The following is a 16,316-nucleotide window of genomic DNA, read 5'->3' as shown; positions in this document are numbered from 1 at the left end:
AAGCAGTCGGCGATTCTGGACAACCCGTTTGTCCTGCTCTACGACAAGAAAATCAGCAACATCCGTGACCTGCTGCCGACGCTGGAACAAGTCGCCAAGGCGGGCCGCCCACTGCTGATCATCGCTGAAGAAGTTGATGGCGAAGCCCTGGCTACGCTGGTGGTCAACACCCTGCGCGGCATCCTGAAGGTAGTCGCTGTCAAGGCCCCCGGCTTCGGCGATCGCCGCAAAGCCATGCTGGAAGACATCGCCACCCTGACCGGCGGCAAGGTCATCGCTGAAGAAGTCGGCATGTCGCTTGAAAAAGCCACGCTGGCCGACCTCGGCTCTGCCAAGCGCATCGAAGTGGGCAAGGAAAACACCATCATCATCGACGGCGCCGGTGCCGCTGCCGACATCGAAGCCCGCGTCAAGCAGGTTCGTGTCCAGATCGAAGAAGCGACCAGCGACTACGACCGTGAAAAACTGCAGGAACGCGTGGCCAAGCTGGCCGGCGGTGTTGCCGTGATCAAGGTCGGCGCGGCCACCGAAGTCGAAATGAAAGAGAAAAAAGCCCGCGTCGAAGACGCCCTGCACGCCACCCGCGCTGCCGTGGAAGAAGGCATTGTGGCTGGCGGCGGCGTCGCCCTGCTGCGCGCCAAGCAAGCTGTCGGCACCATCAAGGGCGACAACGCCGACCAGGACGCCGGCATCAAGCTGGTGATGCGCGCCATCGAGTCGCCACTGCGCGAGATCGTGTACAACGCAGGCGGCGAAGCCTCCGTGGTGGTCAATGCCGTGTTGGCCGGTACTGGCAACTACGGCTTCAACGCCGCCAACGACACCTACGGCGACATGATCGAAATGGGTATTCTGGACCCCACGAAAGTGACCCGCACGGCGCTGCAAAATGCCGCGTCCGTCGCATCGCTGATGCTGACGACCGAGGCCATGATTGCCGAGGCGCCAAAAGACGAGTCCGGTGCTGCTGGCGGCATGGGCGGCGGCATGGGTGGAATGGGCGGCATGGGCGACATGGGCATGTAATGACCCGCTGAGTCAGACCTGTTCTGGCTCACCCGCCAAAAGGGCCGCGGCGCGAAAGCGCTGCGGCCCTTTTTTTACGTCTTAAGAAAGGTCAGTTCAGGCGGACGCCGCCTCGTACGCGTTGCCGGCTTCGCCGGTCGGCTGCACCCACCAGTAGACCAGCAGCAGGTAGCCAATGCCGGTCAGCATGACCAGCTGCCACCAGCCGCTTTTGCCGATGTCGTGCAGGCGGCGCGTGCCCACGGCCAGTGCGGGCAGCAGCAGGCCCAGCCCGACCAGGCCATAGGCGATCTCGCTGACCATCGACGCGGCCACCGACAGCAGCGTCTGGAACAGGAAGAACCACCAGTATTCGGCGCGCGAGGCGCGCCCGGCAAAGGTCGCGTACCTGGCCAGGCAGGTGGAAATGGCTTGTCCGAAATTCATGGGTCTGGTGTCCTTGCAGAACCTGCTCAGGGAAAATTCCCGCCGCCATGATAAACGCGGCGAAGCTATTTTGCTATTAAATCAATAGCTGCTCATGCCCGTTATTGCTGGGCTAGAGGCCTATTTTGTGCAAATTCTCTGCAAAAGTCCGGCGCTCGAGCCGTCGAGACCGGCCGCGTCGCCGCTGTGCAGGCGCGCCTCCATGTCTTTCGCCAGCACCTTGCCGAGTTCCACGCCCCATTGGTCAAAACTGTTGATGCCCCAGAGCGCGCCGCTGACAAACACGCGGTGCTCCTGCAGCGCAATCAGCGCGCCCAGGCTGGCCGGCGTCAGCTCGTCGAGCAGCAAGAAGGTGCTGGGCCGGTTGCCGGGGAAGTGCCTGTGACCACCCGCGTCCAGCTTGCCCAGCATCAGCGCCTGCGCCTGCGCCAGCACATTGGCCAGCAGTTTGTCATGGTGGCCGGGCAGATCATGCGCGGCCGTTTTGACGGCGACAAATTCGACGGGGATGATGGACGTGCCCTGGTGCAGCATCTGGAAATAGGCATGCTGGCCGTTGGTGCCGGGCTCACCCCACAGCACCGGCGAGGTGTCAAACGGCAAGGTGTTGCCGTCGGCATCCACGCGCTTGCCGTTGCTTTCCATCTCGAGCTGCTGCAGATACGCCGGCAGGCGGCGCAGCGCGCTGCTGTAGGGCGCGATGCTGCGGCTGGTGAAGCCGTGGAAGTTGCGGTACCAGACATCGAGCAGGCCCAGGCGCACCGGCAGGTTTTCCTCGAGTGCGGCGGTGCGAAAGTGCTCGTCCATCGCGTGCGCGCCGGCCAGCAGCTCGCGAAAACCGTCGCTGCCCACCGCCAGCGCAATCGGCAGCCCAATGGCCGACCAGAGCGAATAGCGCCCGCCGACCCAGTCCCAGAAGCCGAAGGTGGTGTGGATGCCAAAGGCGTTGGCCGCCGCCACGTTGGTGGTCAGCGCGGCAAAATGCCGGCCAATGTCCTGCCCGCCCTGGGCCTCAAACCAGTCCTTGGCCGAGTGGGCATTGGTCATGGTTTCGGTGGTGGTGAAGGTCTTGGAGGCAATCAAGAACAGCGTGCTGTGCGGCTGGCACTGCGCCAGCACACCGGCCAACTCGTGGCCGTCGACATTCGAGACGAAGTGAAAGCGTTTGCCCGTCGTCGCAAATTCGCTCAGGGCCAGCACCGCCATCTGCGGCCCCAGGTCGGAGCCGCCTATGCCGATGTTGACGATGTCGGTGATGGCCGCGTCGGCCCGCACCTGGTCGGCGTAGGCCAGCATCGCGTTCAGCGTGGCATGCACTTGCGTCAGCTCGGTTGCTATGTTTTTAGTAGCATCTGCCGCGCGTTCTGCCTGGGCCAGGGCCGGATTTCGCAGTAAAAAGTGCATCACGGCACGTTGTTCGGTGCTGTTGATCAGCGCGCCGGCAAACATGGCGTCACGGTGCTGCAGCAGCCCGCACTGGCCGGCCAGGTCCAGCAGCAGCGCCTGGCTGGGCGCGTCGATCAGGTTTTTCGACAGGTCGGCAAACACATGCGGCGCCTGCTGGCTGAAGGCTTCAAAGCGCTGTGGGTCGGCGGCAAAGGCCTCGCGCAGGTCAAATGTCTTGCCGTTGGCCTCAAAGCAAAGGTGCAGCGCGGCCCAGGCCGGGGTCTGGTCGCAACGCAGCCGCTTCATGTTTGCCCCCACGCTTGCCACTCCGTGTGCTGCGCTGCCCCCCGAGGGGGCTGAACTTGCTCGGGGCGGCCCGTCGCGGCGTTCGGTGCTCATGCCGCCACCATCAGCTGTTCCAGCTTGACCGCATCGACCGCGAAGGCGCGTATGCCCTCGGCCAGCTTTTCGGTCGCCATGGCGTCTTCATTGAGGGCGTAGCGAAAACCGGCCTCGTCAAAATTGATGACGGGCAGGTCCAGCGATTGGGCGGCGCTGGCGTCCAGCGCGCGCGCCAGCGGCGCTTCGGACGCGGCCAGCTGGGCCAGCAGCTCGGGGCTGATGGTCAGCAGGTCGCAGCCGGCCAGCGCGGTAATCTGTCCGACATTGCGAAAGCTCGCGCCCATGACCTCGGTGGCAATGCCGAAGTGCTTGTAGTGGTTGTAAATTTCGCGTACCGACCTGACGCCGGGGTCGTTGGCACCGGCGTTGTCGGCCTCGACCCAGCCGGCGCCCGCCGACTTTTTGTACCAGTCGTAAATGCGGCCGACAAAGGGCGAAATCAGCTGCACCCTGGCCTGGCCGCAGGCCACGGCCTGGGCAAACGAGAACAGCAGCGTGAGATTGGTATGAATGCCACGCCGCTCGAGTTTTTCGGCCGCCTGGATGCCCTCCCAGGTGGCGGCCACCTTGATCAGCACCCGATCGACGTGAATGCCCTCGGCCTGGTACAGCTCCACCAGGCGCACGCCGCGCGAATAGCTGGCGCCGGCGTCAAAGCTCAGGCGGGCATCGACCTCGGTCGAGACCCGGCCCGGGATGAGGGACAGGATTTCGCAGCCAAAGCGCACCAGCAGCCGGTCCATGATTTCGTCGAGCGGGCGGCCCCTGAACTGGCTCACGATGTGCCGCAAAAGCGGCTGGTAATCCGCTTTTTGCACCGCCTTGAGGATTAGCGAGGGGTTGGTCGTGGCGTCGTGCGGCTTGAAGGCATCAAGCTGCTTGAAGTCGCCGGTATCAGCGACCACCGTGGTGAATTGTTTCAGCGCGTCAAGTTGAGTCATGGTTGGTTCATGGCAAAGCTGCGAAGTTATTCGGAATAAAACACCAGGTCAAGCAGTTGGTGAAAGCCCGGGTTGGCGAGTTACCATTATGCCCATAGAATATGAAACTTTATTACCAACTCAAATTCTGACCATGAGTTTTGACCTCATTCTGTTTGGCGGCACCGGCGACCTGGCGTGGCGCAAAATCATGCCGGCGCTGTTTCAGGCGTTCCGGCACGGCTCGCTGCCGTCGGGCGGGCGCATCATCGGGGTGGCGCGCGACGACCTGTCGGACGACCAGTACCGCGAACTGATCAAGGCCCGCTTCGACCATGTCGACCTGGCCAAGCGCCCGAGCGAGGAGGAGTTCTCGCGCTTCGCGGCGCTGCTGGGCTACCTGCGCATGGATTTGTCCAACCCCACCGACTATGCCGCCCTGGCGGCCAAGCTGCAGCAGCGCCCGGCCGAGGTGGTGGTGATGTATGTGGCCACCGCGCCGGGGCTGTTCACCACCGTGTGCGAGCAGATCGCCGCCGCCGGCCTGAACGGCCCGCAAACCCGCGTGGTGCTCGAAAAACCGCTGGGCCACGACCTGGCCTCCAACCGCGCCATCAACCAGACGGTGCGCAGCGTGCTGACCGAGCAGCAGATCTTTCGCATCGACCATTACCTGGGCAAGCCCTCGGTGCAAAACCTGTTCGCGATGCGCTTTGGCAATTCGCTGTTCGAGCCGTTGTGGCGGCGCGAAACCATTGCCAACATCCAGATCACGATTGCCGAAGAGCTGGGCGTGGAAAAACGCGGCGCGTTTTACGACAGCACCGGTGCGCTGCGCGACATGGTGCAAAACCATGCGCTGCAACTGCTCTGCGCCATCGGCATGGAGCCGCCCATCAATGCCCACGCCGATGCGATTCGCGACGAAAAGCTCAAGGTCTTGCGCTCGCTCAAGCCCTGGACGCCCGAAAGCCTGAGCCAGCACGCAATTCGCGGCCAGTACGCGGCCGGCACCATAGACGGCGAGGCGGTGCCCGCTTACCGCGATGAAAAAGGCGTGAACCCGGCCAGCCGCACCGAAACCTTTGTCGCCCTGCGCACCGAGATTGCCAACTGGCGCTGGGCCGGCGTGCCGTTTTACATCCGCACCGGCAAGCGCCTGGCCGGCCGCGACGCGCACATCGAGGTCAACTTCCGGCCCGCGCCGCATGCGATTTACCAGTCGCCGCTGGCCAACTCCAGCGTGGCCAACCGGCTGGTGATCAATCTGCAGCCCAAGGACGGACTGGAGCTGCACCTACTGGCCCAGGGCGCCGACCAGCGCCACCGCGCCGGCACGCCGACGCTGGCGCCGGTGCAGCTGGACCTGGACTTTGACAAGCGCTTCGGCTCCGGGCGCGTCGGCGCCTACGAACGGCTGCTGCTCGACGTGATTGGCGGGCGGCTCAACCTGTTTGTGCGCAGCGACGAGCAGGAAGAAGCCTGGCGCTGGGTCGAGCCGATTCTGGACGCCTGGAGCAACGACAGCGCCGGGCCAAGACCGTACGCGGCGGGCACCTGGGGCCCAAGCGCCGCCAGCGCCATGATTGCGCGCGATGGCTATTGCTGGAGCGAGGAATGCTAAAAGTGTGGCCCCACACCTTACCGGAGAGGCCAGCAATTTTACGCCGGGCCGCCCCAAGGAAAATTAGCCCCCTCGGGGGGCAGAGAGCGACACGCAGTGCGCGAATGTGGGGGCTATTTTGTTAGACCGGATCAAGGCCTCCCTGCCCTCGCTGGCCCCAGCCGAACAGCGCGTGGGTCGGCTGGTGCTGACCGACCCGCGCGCCTTTGCCAACCTGCCGATCACCGAGCTGGCCGACCGCTCGCATGTCAGCAAGCCGACCGTGGTGCGCTTTTGCCGCAGCATGGGCTATGACGGCCTGAGCGACTTCAAGCTCAAGCTGGCCGGCACCGTCAGCGAGGGCGTGCCCTTCATTCACCGCAGTGTCGATGTGGATGACAAGATCGGCGATGTGCTGGTGAAGGTCATCGACAACACGGTCGCCGCATTTCTGAAATACCGCAACGACGCCAGTTCTGTGGCCATTGACAAGGCCACGCAGGCGCTGCTGGCCGCCTACCACACCGGCAAACGCATCGAGTTTTTTGGCGTGGGCAACTCCGGCATCGTGGCGCAGGACGCGCAGCACAAGTTTTTCCGCCTCGGCATCAACACCATTGCCTACAGCGATGGCCACATGCAGGTCATGAGCGCCTCGCTGCTGGGGCCGGGTGACTGCGTAGTGGTGATTTCCAACTCGGGCCGCACCCGCGACCTGATGGACGCCTGCGACATCGCCCGCAAGAACGGCGCCACCACCATCGTCGTCACCGTCACCGGCTCGCCGCTGGCCGCCGCCGGCAACATCCACCTGACCGCCGACCACCCCGAAGGCTATGACCGCTACAGTCCCATGGTGTCGCGCCTGATGCACCTGATGATCATCGACATCCTGGCCACCTGCGTGGCGCTGCGCATAGGCCCCAAACTGCAGCCGCTGCTCAAGGAAATGAAAAACAACCTGCGCAACAAGCGCTACGCCTGAGGCGGCTGCCGAAGGCCGGTTTTTCTCGGAATTATCGGAATTATCGGCAAAAAGTGCCTCCAGCCCTTATAAATTTTGCCCACATAGCTACTAAATTAATAGCACGCTGGCATTTCAGGCGAGCGGCAGCGAACGCTCCACAATGCCGGCAAACAGGGCCGAACCGAGCGGCAACACGGCGTCGTTGAAGTCATAGCAGCTGTTGTGCAAAAAGCGGCTGCCGACGCCGCCCACGCTGCCACCCTGGCCGTCGGGCAATTGTTCGCCCTGGCCCAGCCGCAGGTAAGCCCCCGGCTTGAGCTTGAGCATGAAGGAAAAATCCTCGGAACCCATGCTGGGCTCCAGGTTGCGCACCAGGTTTTGCGCGCCCACCAGTTGCTCGGCCACGGCCGCGGCCAGGGTGTATTCGGCCGGTGAGTTGATGGTGGCCGGGTAAATGCGTTCGTATTTGACGCTGGCGCTGGCGCCAAAGCCTTGCGCCACGGCACTGCACAGCGCGGTCAGCCGCTGCTCGACCAGCTCCTGCACCTCGGGCCGGAAAGTGCGCACCGTGCCCACCAGCGTGGCACTGCCGGGCACCACGCTCATGGCATTCAAATCACCGGCCTGCATCGCACACAGGCTGATCACCGCGCTGTCCATGGCCTTGACGTTGCGCGAGACAATGCTCTGCGCCGCCGTGATGATGTGGGCAGCCACCAGCACCGGGTCTACCGTCAAATAAGCGTGGGCGCCATGGCCGCCCTTGCCGGTGATCTCGATCGTGACGCGGTCGGCCGCCGCCATCATGGGGCCGGGGTTGATGCCTATGGTGCCGGGCTGCATGGCGGGCCAGTTGTGCATGGCGTAAATGGCCTGCACCGGAAAACGCTCGAACAGCCCGTCCCTGATCATCGCATCGGCGCCGCCGCGGCCTTCCTCGGCGGGCTGAAACACCAGCACCGCATCGCCGGCAAAGTTGCGGCTTTCGGCCAGGTAGCGGGCCGCGCCCACCAGCATGGTGGTGTGGCCGTCGTGGCCGCAGCCGTGCATCAGCCCGGGCTTGGCCGACTTCCAGCCAAACTCGTTGTGCTCGGTCATGGACAGGGCGTCCATGTCGGCGCGCAGGCCGACCATGGGCCGCACGCCCGACTGGAACGCCACGCCGCCCTGCTGGCCCCGGATGACGGCCACCACGCCGGTTTTGCCGATGCCGGTATGCACCTCGTCGACGCCGCACAGCTTGAGCGCGTGGGCGACCCGGCTGGAGGTGTAAACCTCTTCGAAGCCGAGTTCGGGGTGGGCATGCAGATCACGCCGGAAGGCCGTCAGCTCAGGGTGAAACTGTGAAATCTGGGCAAAGGCGCGGCCACTGGCGCGCAACGTGGCGCCCGCATTTTTGCTTGAAACGGGCGGGGTGCCCGCCTCGCCATTGACGGGAAACGGCTTGTCAGTTCGCATGGGTATACCGTCAGAAAATTACAGGATTGCTACTTTTTTCGGAGCGCATCGCACACCAGTGTAACGGGGCGATACCAGGCCACGGTGCTGCCACGGGTGTTATCCGTGTCGGTCATGATGCCAATGGCCAGCAGTGCGGCAGGTATCTGACGGGGGTCAACATGGCATCCATGAGCTACAGCAGGGAAAATTCATACAAAAAAAACCCCGCCATGTTGCCACGGCGGGGTTTGATTTTTTCATCTCATCAGCTAGCGTGTGCTAGCGGAAGATCAGAAGTTGTGGACCAGGCCCAGACCGAAGCCGGTGCCCTTGACATCGCCCGTACCGCCAGCCAGAGGAGCGGCGAGGTTCTTTTCGCGGCCAGCAGCAGCGTACACGTAGGTGCGCTTGCTCAGGTCATACGTGGTGCCGAGCTGGAAGCCACGGGTCTTGACTTCGGTGGTAGCCAGGCCGGTAGGCGTGGTCTTGATCTTGCCGCCGGACACAGAAATGTGCGGAGTGAAAGCACCGAGTGGGAACTTGGCGCCCAGCTCGTAGCCGGTGGTCTTGACTTCACCAACGACGGCAGTGTTCGTGCCTTTGGCAGACTCAAGCTGGATGTATGGAACAGCCACGCCCAGGTTGTAGCTGGCAACAAATGCCACGTCGTTGACCTTGCCATTGCCAGCAGGCGTCGACAGTTTGCCCTGACCCAGAGCCAGCAAAGCGCTGATAGGACCATTGTTGTAACCAATGCCGCCGATGTAGCCGGTGGTTTTGGTGGTCAGGTTGAGACCGGTTGGGTTGGTAGCCGTCACAACATTGGTTTCGGCTTTCTCGTAGGTGGTGCCGATACGGAAATCGAGGCCGCCAAACGATGGGGAGCGATAGCCAATGGCATTTTCCGAACGTGGGCCCAGACCGCGGATGTTGTCACCGAACGATTTGGCCAGGAAGTCGCCGCCGGCAACGCCAGCCGTTGCCACGCTGACACCGCGCACATCGTCAAACGTGTTCAGGTAGGTACCGATGGTGGCCGAACCGAAGCCGCCTTGCAGTTGCAAAATGGCGGTACGAACCTTGCCAAACGTGCTGGCAGGAACGGTACGGTCGATGTTGACTGCAGTTTCAATATTGAAGTTGGCGCGCAGACCGCCGCCCAGATCTTCAGTACCGCGGACGCCCAGGCGGTTGCCAGTGCGGGTGCCTTCAGCGCCAGCCAGGCTGGTGGTCTTGACGGTGCGCGTGCCTTGCTCAGTCTTGGTGACGAGCATGCCGAGGTCCATACGACCGTACAGGGTCACGGAGGACTGGGCGGAAACGGTGCCAACAGCTGCGAGTGCAGCCAGAGCAATCAGGGATTTTTTCATTAAGAGTTTCTCCAAGGTTAAACATAGGGCTCCAGGACTTATGGATCCCCGGGCCAACCTCCATTTAGGAAGTTGTATGTATTGCAACAGAGGCGGCGCGCTTAGGCAAAGGAATTGGCAGGAAAACGGGGTTTTCGTTGCAGCCACGCCACAACCGCCGAATGACTGTGGAAGTCGCACCACAAACCCATGGTCAGGGGCAGGACCCGGCAGGGGTCGGTGTTTCCAACTGTAAGCGCGCGCAGAGCGCGTTTGCCCTTATGCTTTGAAGCAAGCGAGTCAACAAATGCCCATGAACCCCCTCCCTCCCACCGCCCGTTTAAACCGGCCCGGCGCCCTCGATGCGCTGCTCAACGCCACCGATGGCGCGCTACGCACCCTGTTTGCCAAACCGCGTGCCAGCCGGACCTGCCCGACCGTGCCAAGCCAGAGCACCGAGCTGACGACCCAGGACAAGGCCCTGTCGGGCGCGTTGATGCGGGTCAACCATGTCGGCGAGGTCTGCGCGCAGGCGCTGTACGCGGCGCAGGCGCTGGGCACGCGTGACCCGGCGCTGCGCGAGCATTTTCTGGCGGCCAGCCGCGAGGAAGGCGATCATCTGGCCTGGACCCGCGACCGGCTGGACGAACTCGGCGCCCGGCCTTCGCTGCTGAACCCGCTCTGGTACGCCGGCGCTTTTGGGCTGGGGCTGGTGGCCAGCCGTCTGGGCGACCGGCTCAGCCTGGGCTTTGTGGTCGAAACCGAACGCCAGGTGGAGGCGCATCTGGCCACGCATCTGCAGCGGCTGCCCGAGGGTGACCATGAGTCGCGCGCCATCGTGGCGCAAATGAAAGACGACGAGGCGCGCCACGCCCAGGAAGCGGCCCACGCCGGCGCGCTGGACTTGCCGGCTCCGGTCAAGGCGCTGATGGGCGCGGCCGCCAAGGTAATGACCGGCACCGCGCATTACCTGTGAGCACCTCCTCGCAAGTCCGGTCGCAGTGAAGTCTGTCCAGACAGAAGAGGTTTTGCAGGATTTTGCTATTTTTTTAATAGCTACCAGATCGCGTTATTATTGGGCTAACGGCCAAAACAATGCCTGACTGTCGATCAACTCGGCCTTTCTGACGATGGCGCTTGTGCAGGCGCTTCATGGGAGTTTCCCAACCGGTCCTTCGTGCATGAACATTGCCCCGATGTATTGCCAATCATCAAAATAAATGCTTTAATAAACATCTTATTTGATGCTTATTGATATTTATTTTCATTCGGAGGCGGCATGGACGCAGTTCTTTCTCATTTCGCAGTCAGCGTGACTGAGCTCAAACGAAACTACGCCGACATCCTTAAACAGGCGGATGACGCCCCGGTGGCCGTGCTTAACCACAATCGACCCGAGGCTTACCTGCTGCCAGCCGGTCATTACGAAAGGCTGATGGCGCATCTGGAAGACCTGGAAGATGCCAGGCTGGTAAACGAGCGCGCCGATGGCCCGTTTATTGAGGTCGACTTCGACGCACTGTAGGCACGCCGTGGATGCGCTACAAACTTCGCTTTCACGAACAGGCCCTGCGGGAATGGCAGCAGCTTGACGCCAGCATTCGAGAGCCCTTGAAGAAAAAACTGGCCGAGCGTCTGGAGGTGCCCCGGGTGCCTTCCGCCGCCCTGCATGGCATGGCAGATTGCTACAAAATCAAGCTGCACAGCGTGGGCTACCGCCTCATTTACCGGGTGGACGATGCAGCGATTTTTGTGACCGTGATTGCCACCGGAAAGCGCGACAAGAGCCGGGTCTACCGCCGCGCGGCAGAGCGTCTGTAGCCGACGGGCATTCCCGTCTTCACGGGAATCGCGAGGCCGGTAAAGGCCTCTCAAACCTCCAGAATCTCGAAACTGGTCGTAATGTCCGCGGTTTTGCCCAGCATGATGGTGGCCGAGCAATACTTGTCGTGGCTCATGGCAATGGCGCGTTCGACGGCGCTGGCGGCCAGGCCGCGCCCGCTGACCAGAAAGTGCATGTGGATTTTGGTGAACACCTTGGGGTCGGTGTCGGCGCGCTCTGAGGTGAGCTTGACCGAGCAGCCCTGCACATCGTGGCGGCCGCGTTTCAGGATCAGCACCACGTCATAGGCGGTGCAGCCACCGGTGCCGGCCAGCACGGTTTCCATGGGCCGGGGCGCCAGGTTGGCGCCGCCGTTTTCCGGCTTGGCGGCGTCGGGCGCGCCGTCCATCACCAGGGTGTGGCCGCTGCCGGTTTCGGCCAGAAACGTCATGCCCGACCGCGACCCGCTGCGGGCGCTGTTACCGGTCCAGCTCACTGTGCATTCCATAACCTGCCCTTTTCGTTGGTTAAATAATTTACTAAAGCCGGGGAAAATGTGCCGAATTAGTGGAATCAGTCAAATTTTGGCCCCGGCGTATTGTGCGGCGCAGCATTGCTCCGCTATACTGAAATCATCGCATCAATACTGACACTTAGGTATTTTTGCACCGGTTGTCTCCTCCACTCCTCTAAGGGTGGATTTACAGGCCCAGATCGCAAGATCTGGGCCTTTTTTCTTGGCCCTTATCATTCAGGACCAAGAGAAAACCATGACACCACAATCCAAACCCGCCGCCAAAGCCCCCCTCAAACGTGGCAGCAAAGGCCTGACCCCCGCTGACTACCTGAAAAAAATCCTCACCGCGCGCGTCTATGACGTGGCGATCGAGTCGGCGCTGGAGCCAGCCAAAAGCCTGAGCCGGCGGCTGGGCAACACGGTGCTGCTCAAGCGCGAGGACCAGCAGCCGGTATTCAGCTTCAAGCTGCGCGGGGCCTACAACAAGATGGCGCATCTGAGCGCGGCGCAGCTCAAGAAAGGCGTGATTTGCGCCTCGGCCGGCAACCATGCCCAGGGCGTGGCGCTAAGCGCCCAGAAGCTGGGCACGCGGGCGGTGGTGGTGATGCCGACGACCACGCCGCAGCTCAAGATCGATGCGGTCAAGGGCTGGGGCGCTGACGTGGTGCTGCACGGCGACAGCTATTCAGACGCCTACACCCATGCGGTGGTGCTGGAGAAAAAGCAGGGCCTGACCTTTGTGCACCCGTTTGACGACCCGGACGTGATTGCCGGCCAGGGCACGATTGCCATGGAAATCCTGATGCAGCTGCAAAGCCTGGGCTCGACCCGGCTCGATGCGGTGTTCGTGGCGATTGGCGGCGGCGGGCTGATTTCCGGCGTAGCCAATTACATCAAGGCGCTACGGCCCGAGATCAAGGTGATTGGCGTGCAGATGAACGACTCGGACGCGATGATGCAGTCGGTGGGCGCCAAAAAACGCGTCACGCTGCACGACGTGGGCCTGTTTTCCGACGGCACGGCGGTGAAACTGGTGGGCGAGGAAACCTTTCGCATCAGCCGCACGCTGGTCGACGAATTCATGACCGTTGACACCGACGCGGTGTGCGCCGCCATCAAGGACGTGTTCGTCGACACGCGCAGCATTGTGGAGCCGGCCGGCGCGCTGGCGGTGGCGGCCATCAAGCAGTATGTGGCCACCCACAAGACCAGGGGCGAAACCTACGCCGCGATCTTGTGCGGCGCCAACATGAACTTTGACCGCCTGCGCTTTGTGGCCGAGCGGGCCGAAGTGGGCGAGGAGCGCGAAGCGCTGTTCGCGGTGACGATTCCCGAGGAGCGCGGCAGCTTCCGGCGCTTTTGCGAGGTGATTGGTGAATTGCCGGGCGGCCCGCGCAGCGTGACCGAGTTCAATTACCGCATCAACGACGCGGCCCAGGCCCATGTGTTTGTCGGCCTGACCACCTCGGCCAGGGGTGAAAGCACCAAGATTGCGGCCAATTTCTCGCGCCACGGCTTCAAGGCGCTCGACCTCACGCACGACGAACTGGCCAAGGAACACATCCGCCACATGGTGGGCGGGCACAGTGCGCTGTCCAAGGATGAGCGTTTGCTGCGCTTTGTCTTTCCCGAGCGGCCCGGCGCGCTGATGAAGTTCCTCTCGCACATGCGGCCGGGCTGGAACATCAGCCTGTTTCATTACCGCAACCAGGGCGCCGACTACGGCCGCATTCTGGTCGGCCTGCAGGTGCCCCGGGCCGACGACAAGGCGTTCAAGGCCTTTCTGGACACGCTGGGCTACCCGCATGTCGAGGAAACCGGCAACCCGGTGTACCGGCTGTTCTTGCAGAGCGCAGCGTGAGCGCGCTGGCCAGCACATCACTGATGAACAGCGCATGACCCACGCCCTGCCCCCGATCGAGGCGATCGCCAACCCTGACCTGGAGGCCCGGCTACGCCACAAGATCGACCACAAGACCAAGCCGCTGGGCGCGCTGGGGGCGCTGGAAGGCCTGGCGCTGCAACTGGGGCTGATTCAGCAGCAGGAAAACATCAGCCTGCGCGAGCCGCAAATGGTGGTGTTTGCTGCCGACCACGGCGTGGCCGCCGAGGGCGTTTCGGCTTATCCGCAGGCGGTCACGGTGCAGATGGTGGCCAACATGCTGGCCGGTGGCGCCGCCATCAATGTGTTCGCGCGCCAGCACGGCTTTGCGCTGCAGGTGGTGGACGCCGGCGTGGCCGCCGATTTGCCGGCGCACCCGCAACTGCTGCAACGCAAGATCGCGCACGGCACGAAGAACCTGTGCCTTGAGCCCGCCATGTCGCGCGACCAGGCCCAGGCCGCGCTGACGGCGGGCAGGGAAATCGTGCAGGCCCTGCCGGGCAATGTGATGGCTTTTGGCGAGATGGGCATTGCCAACACCTCGGCGGCGGCACTGCTGCTGGTGCGGCTGGCCGGTGTCAGCCTTGCAGACGCCACCGGACGCGGCACCGGCCTGAGCGATCAGCAGCTGGCGCACAAGCAGGCGGTGCTGCAGCGCGCGCTGGCGCGTCAGCCACGGGCCCGGGAGCCGCTGGACGCGCTGGGCGTGCTATCGGAGGTAGGCGGCTTTGAAATCGCCATGATGGCCGGCGCCATGCTGCAGGCCGCCAGCGAACGCCGCGTGGTGCTGGTGGACGGCTTTATTGCCGGGGCGGCGGCGCTGCTGGCCCATGCGCTGGTGCCGCAAGTGCACAACTACCTGGTGTTTTGCCACCGATCGGCCGAGCGCGGCCACCGCCTGCTGCTCGATCACCTGAAGGCCAGGCCGCTGCTGGAACTCGATTTGCGCCTGGGCGAAGGCACGGGCGCCTTGCTGGCCTGGCCGCTGGTGCAGTCGGCGGCCGGCTTTCTGAATGAGATGGCAAGCTTTGAGTCGGCCGGCGTGAGCGAAAAAGAAAGCACCTGAACCTGCCATGGCCTTCATCAGCCAGTTTGTGCGCGAGTACCTGCTCGCGGTGCAGTTTTTCACCCGCATCCCCATCACCGGGCGGCTGGCCGGCTGGGTCGGTTACAGCCCCGCGTTGCTGCGCGCCAGCGCCGCCCACTTTCCGGGCGTCGGCGTGCTGGCCGGGCTGGCGGCGGCGGCGGTCTATGCGCTGCTGCTGGCCGTGCTGCCCGACACCTCTTTCTCGCCACTGGTGGCGGCGGCGCTGTCCAGCGTGGCCACGGTGCTGCTGACCGGCGGCTTTCATGAAGACGGCCTGGCCGACGTGGCCGACGGCCTGGGCGGAAGTTACGACCGGGATCGCGCGCTGGACATCATGAAAGATTCGCGCGTGGGCGCTTTTGGGGCGATGGCGCTGATGCTAGCCTTGCTGGCCAAGGTCGCGCTGCTGGCGCTGCTGGGCTCGGTGGAGGGCGTTCCGGTCAGCCTCGAGGAAGCGCCGTTTGCCAGCTGGTACCTCTGCACCGCCCTGCTGGCCGGCCATGTGGTGTCGCGCGGCCTGCCGTTGCTGCTGATACGTCTGCTGCCGCATGTGGGCGACAGCGCCGCCTCCAAATCCAAACCGCTGGCCGACCAGATCTCACTGGGCCGTCTTGTGATCGCTTTTACCTGGTGTTTTTGGGCTCTGGCCCTTGCAGCACTTGCGCTTGATGCTATCAATTTAATAGTAGCCTGCAGCTTTGCGGTGCTGGCGCTGCTGTGGATGGGCCGGCTTTTCAGGCGGCGTTTGCAGGGTTTCACCGGCGACTGCCTGGGGGCGACGCAGCAGGTCTGTGAAATTGCCTTTTACCTGGGCCTGGCGGTAAGTCTGTGAACAAAAACGGACCATGAAACTCTGGCTGATTCGCCACGCCCAGCCGCTGGTCGAGGCGGGCGTCTGCTACGGCCGGCTTGACTTGGCGGCCGACACGCAGGCGACCCGCCTTTGTGCCCAGGCGCTGGCCCGGCTGCTGCCGCAAGGTCTTGCCGTGGTCACCTCGCCGCTACAAAGATGTGAGCAGCTGGCGCAGGTTCTGCTTGGGCTGCGGCCCGATTTGGCACTCAAAACAGATGGCCGGCTGCGAGAAATGGATTTTGGCGCCTGGGAAGGCCAACGCTGGGACGCCATCGGCCCGGCCGCGCTGGATGCCTGGGTCGCCGACTTTGGCGCGCACCACCCGGGCGGTGGTGAATCGGTGCAGGGTTTTATGCAGCGGGTCGCCACCGCGTGGGACCAGACCTGGGGTGAATCAAGTGGCGCAGCCGACACCGCGTGGATCACCCACGCCGGGGTGATACGCGCCGCCACGCTGCTGCACCAGGGCCGGCGGCAGGTCAGCCGGGCCGATCATTGGCCTGCCGCGGCGCCGGGTTTTGGCGAATGGACCATGCTGGGTTGACCGGTATTGCTACTGAATTTGTTAATTTGTTGCTTTAGTTACAAAAAGACACATTCAAGGAACGCTTCCCGGCCCTGACCACGGCATCGCCT

The 16,316-nt window shown here is 63.3% G+C and carries 16 protein-coding genes; 10 read left to right on the top strand and 6 right to left on the bottom strand.

Annotation, left to right across the window (positions count from 1 at the left end; genetic code table 11):
- Positions 1-1,026: chaperonin GroEL (gene groEL, locus RMO23_RS04435; protein WP_309678890.1), on the top strand; the 1,026-nt coding region annotated here is incomplete at its 5' end.
- Between the two features lie 96 nt (positions 1,027-1,122).
- On the opposite strand, the gene RMO23_RS04430 is transcribed toward groEL, so the two are convergent.
- From RMO23_RS04430 to tal, 3 genes are all read right to left on the bottom strand, one after another.
- Entirely contained in the window at positions 1,123-1,452 is a 330-nt protein-coding gene (locus RMO23_RS04430) for a DUF805 domain-containing protein (RefSeq protein ID WP_309678889.1), read from the bottom strand.
- A 120-nt stretch (positions 1,453-1,572) separates the two neighbouring features.
- Positions 1,573-3,144: a glucose-6-phosphate isomerase gene (pgi, locus tag RMO23_RS04425; protein ID WP_309678888.1), complete on the bottom strand. Its 1,572-nt coding sequence runs from the start codon at positions 3,142-3,144 to the stop codon at positions 1,573-1,575.
- A gap of 89 nt (positions 3,145-3,233) precedes the next feature.
- A complete protein-coding gene (tal, locus tag RMO23_RS04420) occupies positions 3,234-4,181 on the bottom strand; it encodes a transaldolase (RefSeq protein WP_309678887.1) in 948 nt (315 codons plus the stop codon).
- A gap of 133 nt (positions 4,182-4,314) precedes the next feature.
- Between tal and zwf the strand changes: the two genes are divergently transcribed.
- Both zwf and RMO23_RS04410 read left to right on the top strand, forming a co-directional pair.
- Positions 4,315-5,784, top strand: coding sequence for a glucose-6-phosphate dehydrogenase (gene zwf, locus RMO23_RS04415; protein ID WP_309678886.1), 1,470 nt, complete (start codon positions 4,315-4,317; stop codon positions 5,782-5,784).
- A gap of 118 nt (positions 5,785-5,902) precedes the next feature.
- Positions 5,903-6,748, top strand: coding sequence for an SIS domain-containing protein (locus tag RMO23_RS04410; protein ID WP_309678885.1), 846 nt, complete (start codon positions 5,903-5,905; stop codon positions 6,746-6,748).
- A gap of 114 nt (positions 6,749-6,862) precedes the next feature.
- Here the strand turns inward: RMO23_RS04410 and RMO23_RS04405 are convergent, their stop codons facing one another.
- Positions 6,863-8,188 carry a M20 aminoacylase family protein gene (locus tag RMO23_RS04405; protein ID WP_309678884.1) on the bottom strand — a complete coding sequence of 442 codons (1,326 nt, stop codon included), beginning with the start codon at positions 8,186-8,188 and terminating at the stop codon, positions 6,863-6,865.
- Between the two features lie 272 nt (positions 8,189-8,460).
- Positions 8,461-9,540 (bottom strand): porin, encoded by a 1,080-nt coding sequence (locus tag RMO23_RS04400; RefSeq protein ID WP_309678883.1) that lies wholly within the window; start codon positions 9,538-9,540, stop codon positions 8,461-8,463.
- Positions 9,541-9,832: 292 nt separating this feature from the next.
- On the opposite strand from RMO23_RS04400, the gene coq7 reads away from it, so the two are divergent.
- The 3 genes from coq7 (at position 9,833) to RMO23_RS04385 (ending at position 11,340) form a co-directional block, all read left to right on the top strand.
- The gene (gene coq7 / locus RMO23_RS04395; protein WP_309678882.1) at positions 9,833-10,495 is read left to right on the top strand and encodes a 2-polyprenyl-3-methyl-6-methoxy-1,4-benzoquinone monooxygenase; all 663 of its coding nucleotides are present in this window, start codon (positions 9,833-9,835) and stop codon (positions 10,493-10,495) included.
- 303 nt (positions 10,496-10,798) lie between these two features.
- The gene (locus RMO23_RS04390) at positions 10,799-11,044 is read left to right on the top strand and encodes a type II toxin-antitoxin system Phd/YefM family antitoxin (protein ID WP_309678881.1); all 246 of its coding nucleotides are present in this window, start codon (positions 10,799-10,801) and stop codon (positions 11,042-11,044) included.
- Between the two features lie 11 nt (positions 11,045-11,055).
- A complete protein-coding gene (locus RMO23_RS04385) occupies positions 11,056-11,340 on the top strand; it encodes a type II toxin-antitoxin system RelE/ParE family toxin (RefSeq protein ID WP_309678880.1) in 285 nt (94 codons plus the stop codon).
- A 50-nt stretch (positions 11,341-11,390) separates the two neighbouring features.
- Here RMO23_RS04385 and RMO23_RS04380 read toward each other — a convergent pair whose 3' ends face one another.
- The gene (locus tag RMO23_RS04380; protein ID WP_309678879.1) at positions 11,391-11,849 is read right to left on the bottom strand and encodes an OsmC family protein; all 459 of its coding nucleotides are present in this window, start codon (positions 11,847-11,849) and stop codon (positions 11,391-11,393) included.
- A gap of 262 nt (positions 11,850-12,111) precedes the next feature.
- On the opposite strand from RMO23_RS04380, the gene ilvA reads away from it, so the two are divergent.
- Genes ilvA through RMO23_RS04360 form a run of 4 tightly spaced genes read left to right on the top strand, consistent with a single transcriptional unit; the run spans position 12,112 to position 16,224 of the window.
- Positions 12,112-13,719: a threonine ammonia-lyase, biosynthetic gene (ilvA, locus tag RMO23_RS04375; protein WP_309678878.1), complete on the top strand. Its 1,608-nt coding sequence runs from the start codon at positions 12,112-12,114 to the stop codon at positions 13,717-13,719.
- Positions 13,720-13,753: 34 nt separating this feature from the next.
- Positions 13,754-14,806, top strand: coding sequence for a nicotinate-nucleotide--dimethylbenzimidazole phosphoribosyltransferase (gene cobT / locus RMO23_RS04370; RefSeq protein WP_309678877.1), 1,053 nt, complete (start codon positions 13,754-13,756; stop codon positions 14,804-14,806).
- A 7-nt stretch (positions 14,807-14,813) separates the two neighbouring features.
- Positions 14,814-15,659, top strand: coding sequence for an adenosylcobinamide-GDP ribazoletransferase (locus RMO23_RS04365; protein ID WP_309678876.1), 846 nt, complete (start codon positions 14,814-14,816; stop codon positions 15,657-15,659).
- Between the two features lie 13 nt (positions 15,660-15,672).
- Entirely contained in the window at positions 15,673-16,224 is a 552-nt protein-coding gene (locus RMO23_RS04360) for a histidine phosphatase family protein (RefSeq protein ID WP_309678875.1), read from the top strand.
- Positions 16,225-16,316 lie beyond the last annotated feature (92 nt).

Source organism: Polaromonas sp. (genome assembly GCF_031411155.1).
In the GTDB taxonomy this organism is placed as follows: domain Bacteria; phylum Pseudomonadota; class Gammaproteobacteria; order Burkholderiales; family Burkholderiaceae_C; genus Polaromonas.
The sequence above is the reverse complement of the archived record's forward strand: the minus strand, read 5'-3'. Positions and strand labels throughout refer to the sequence as shown.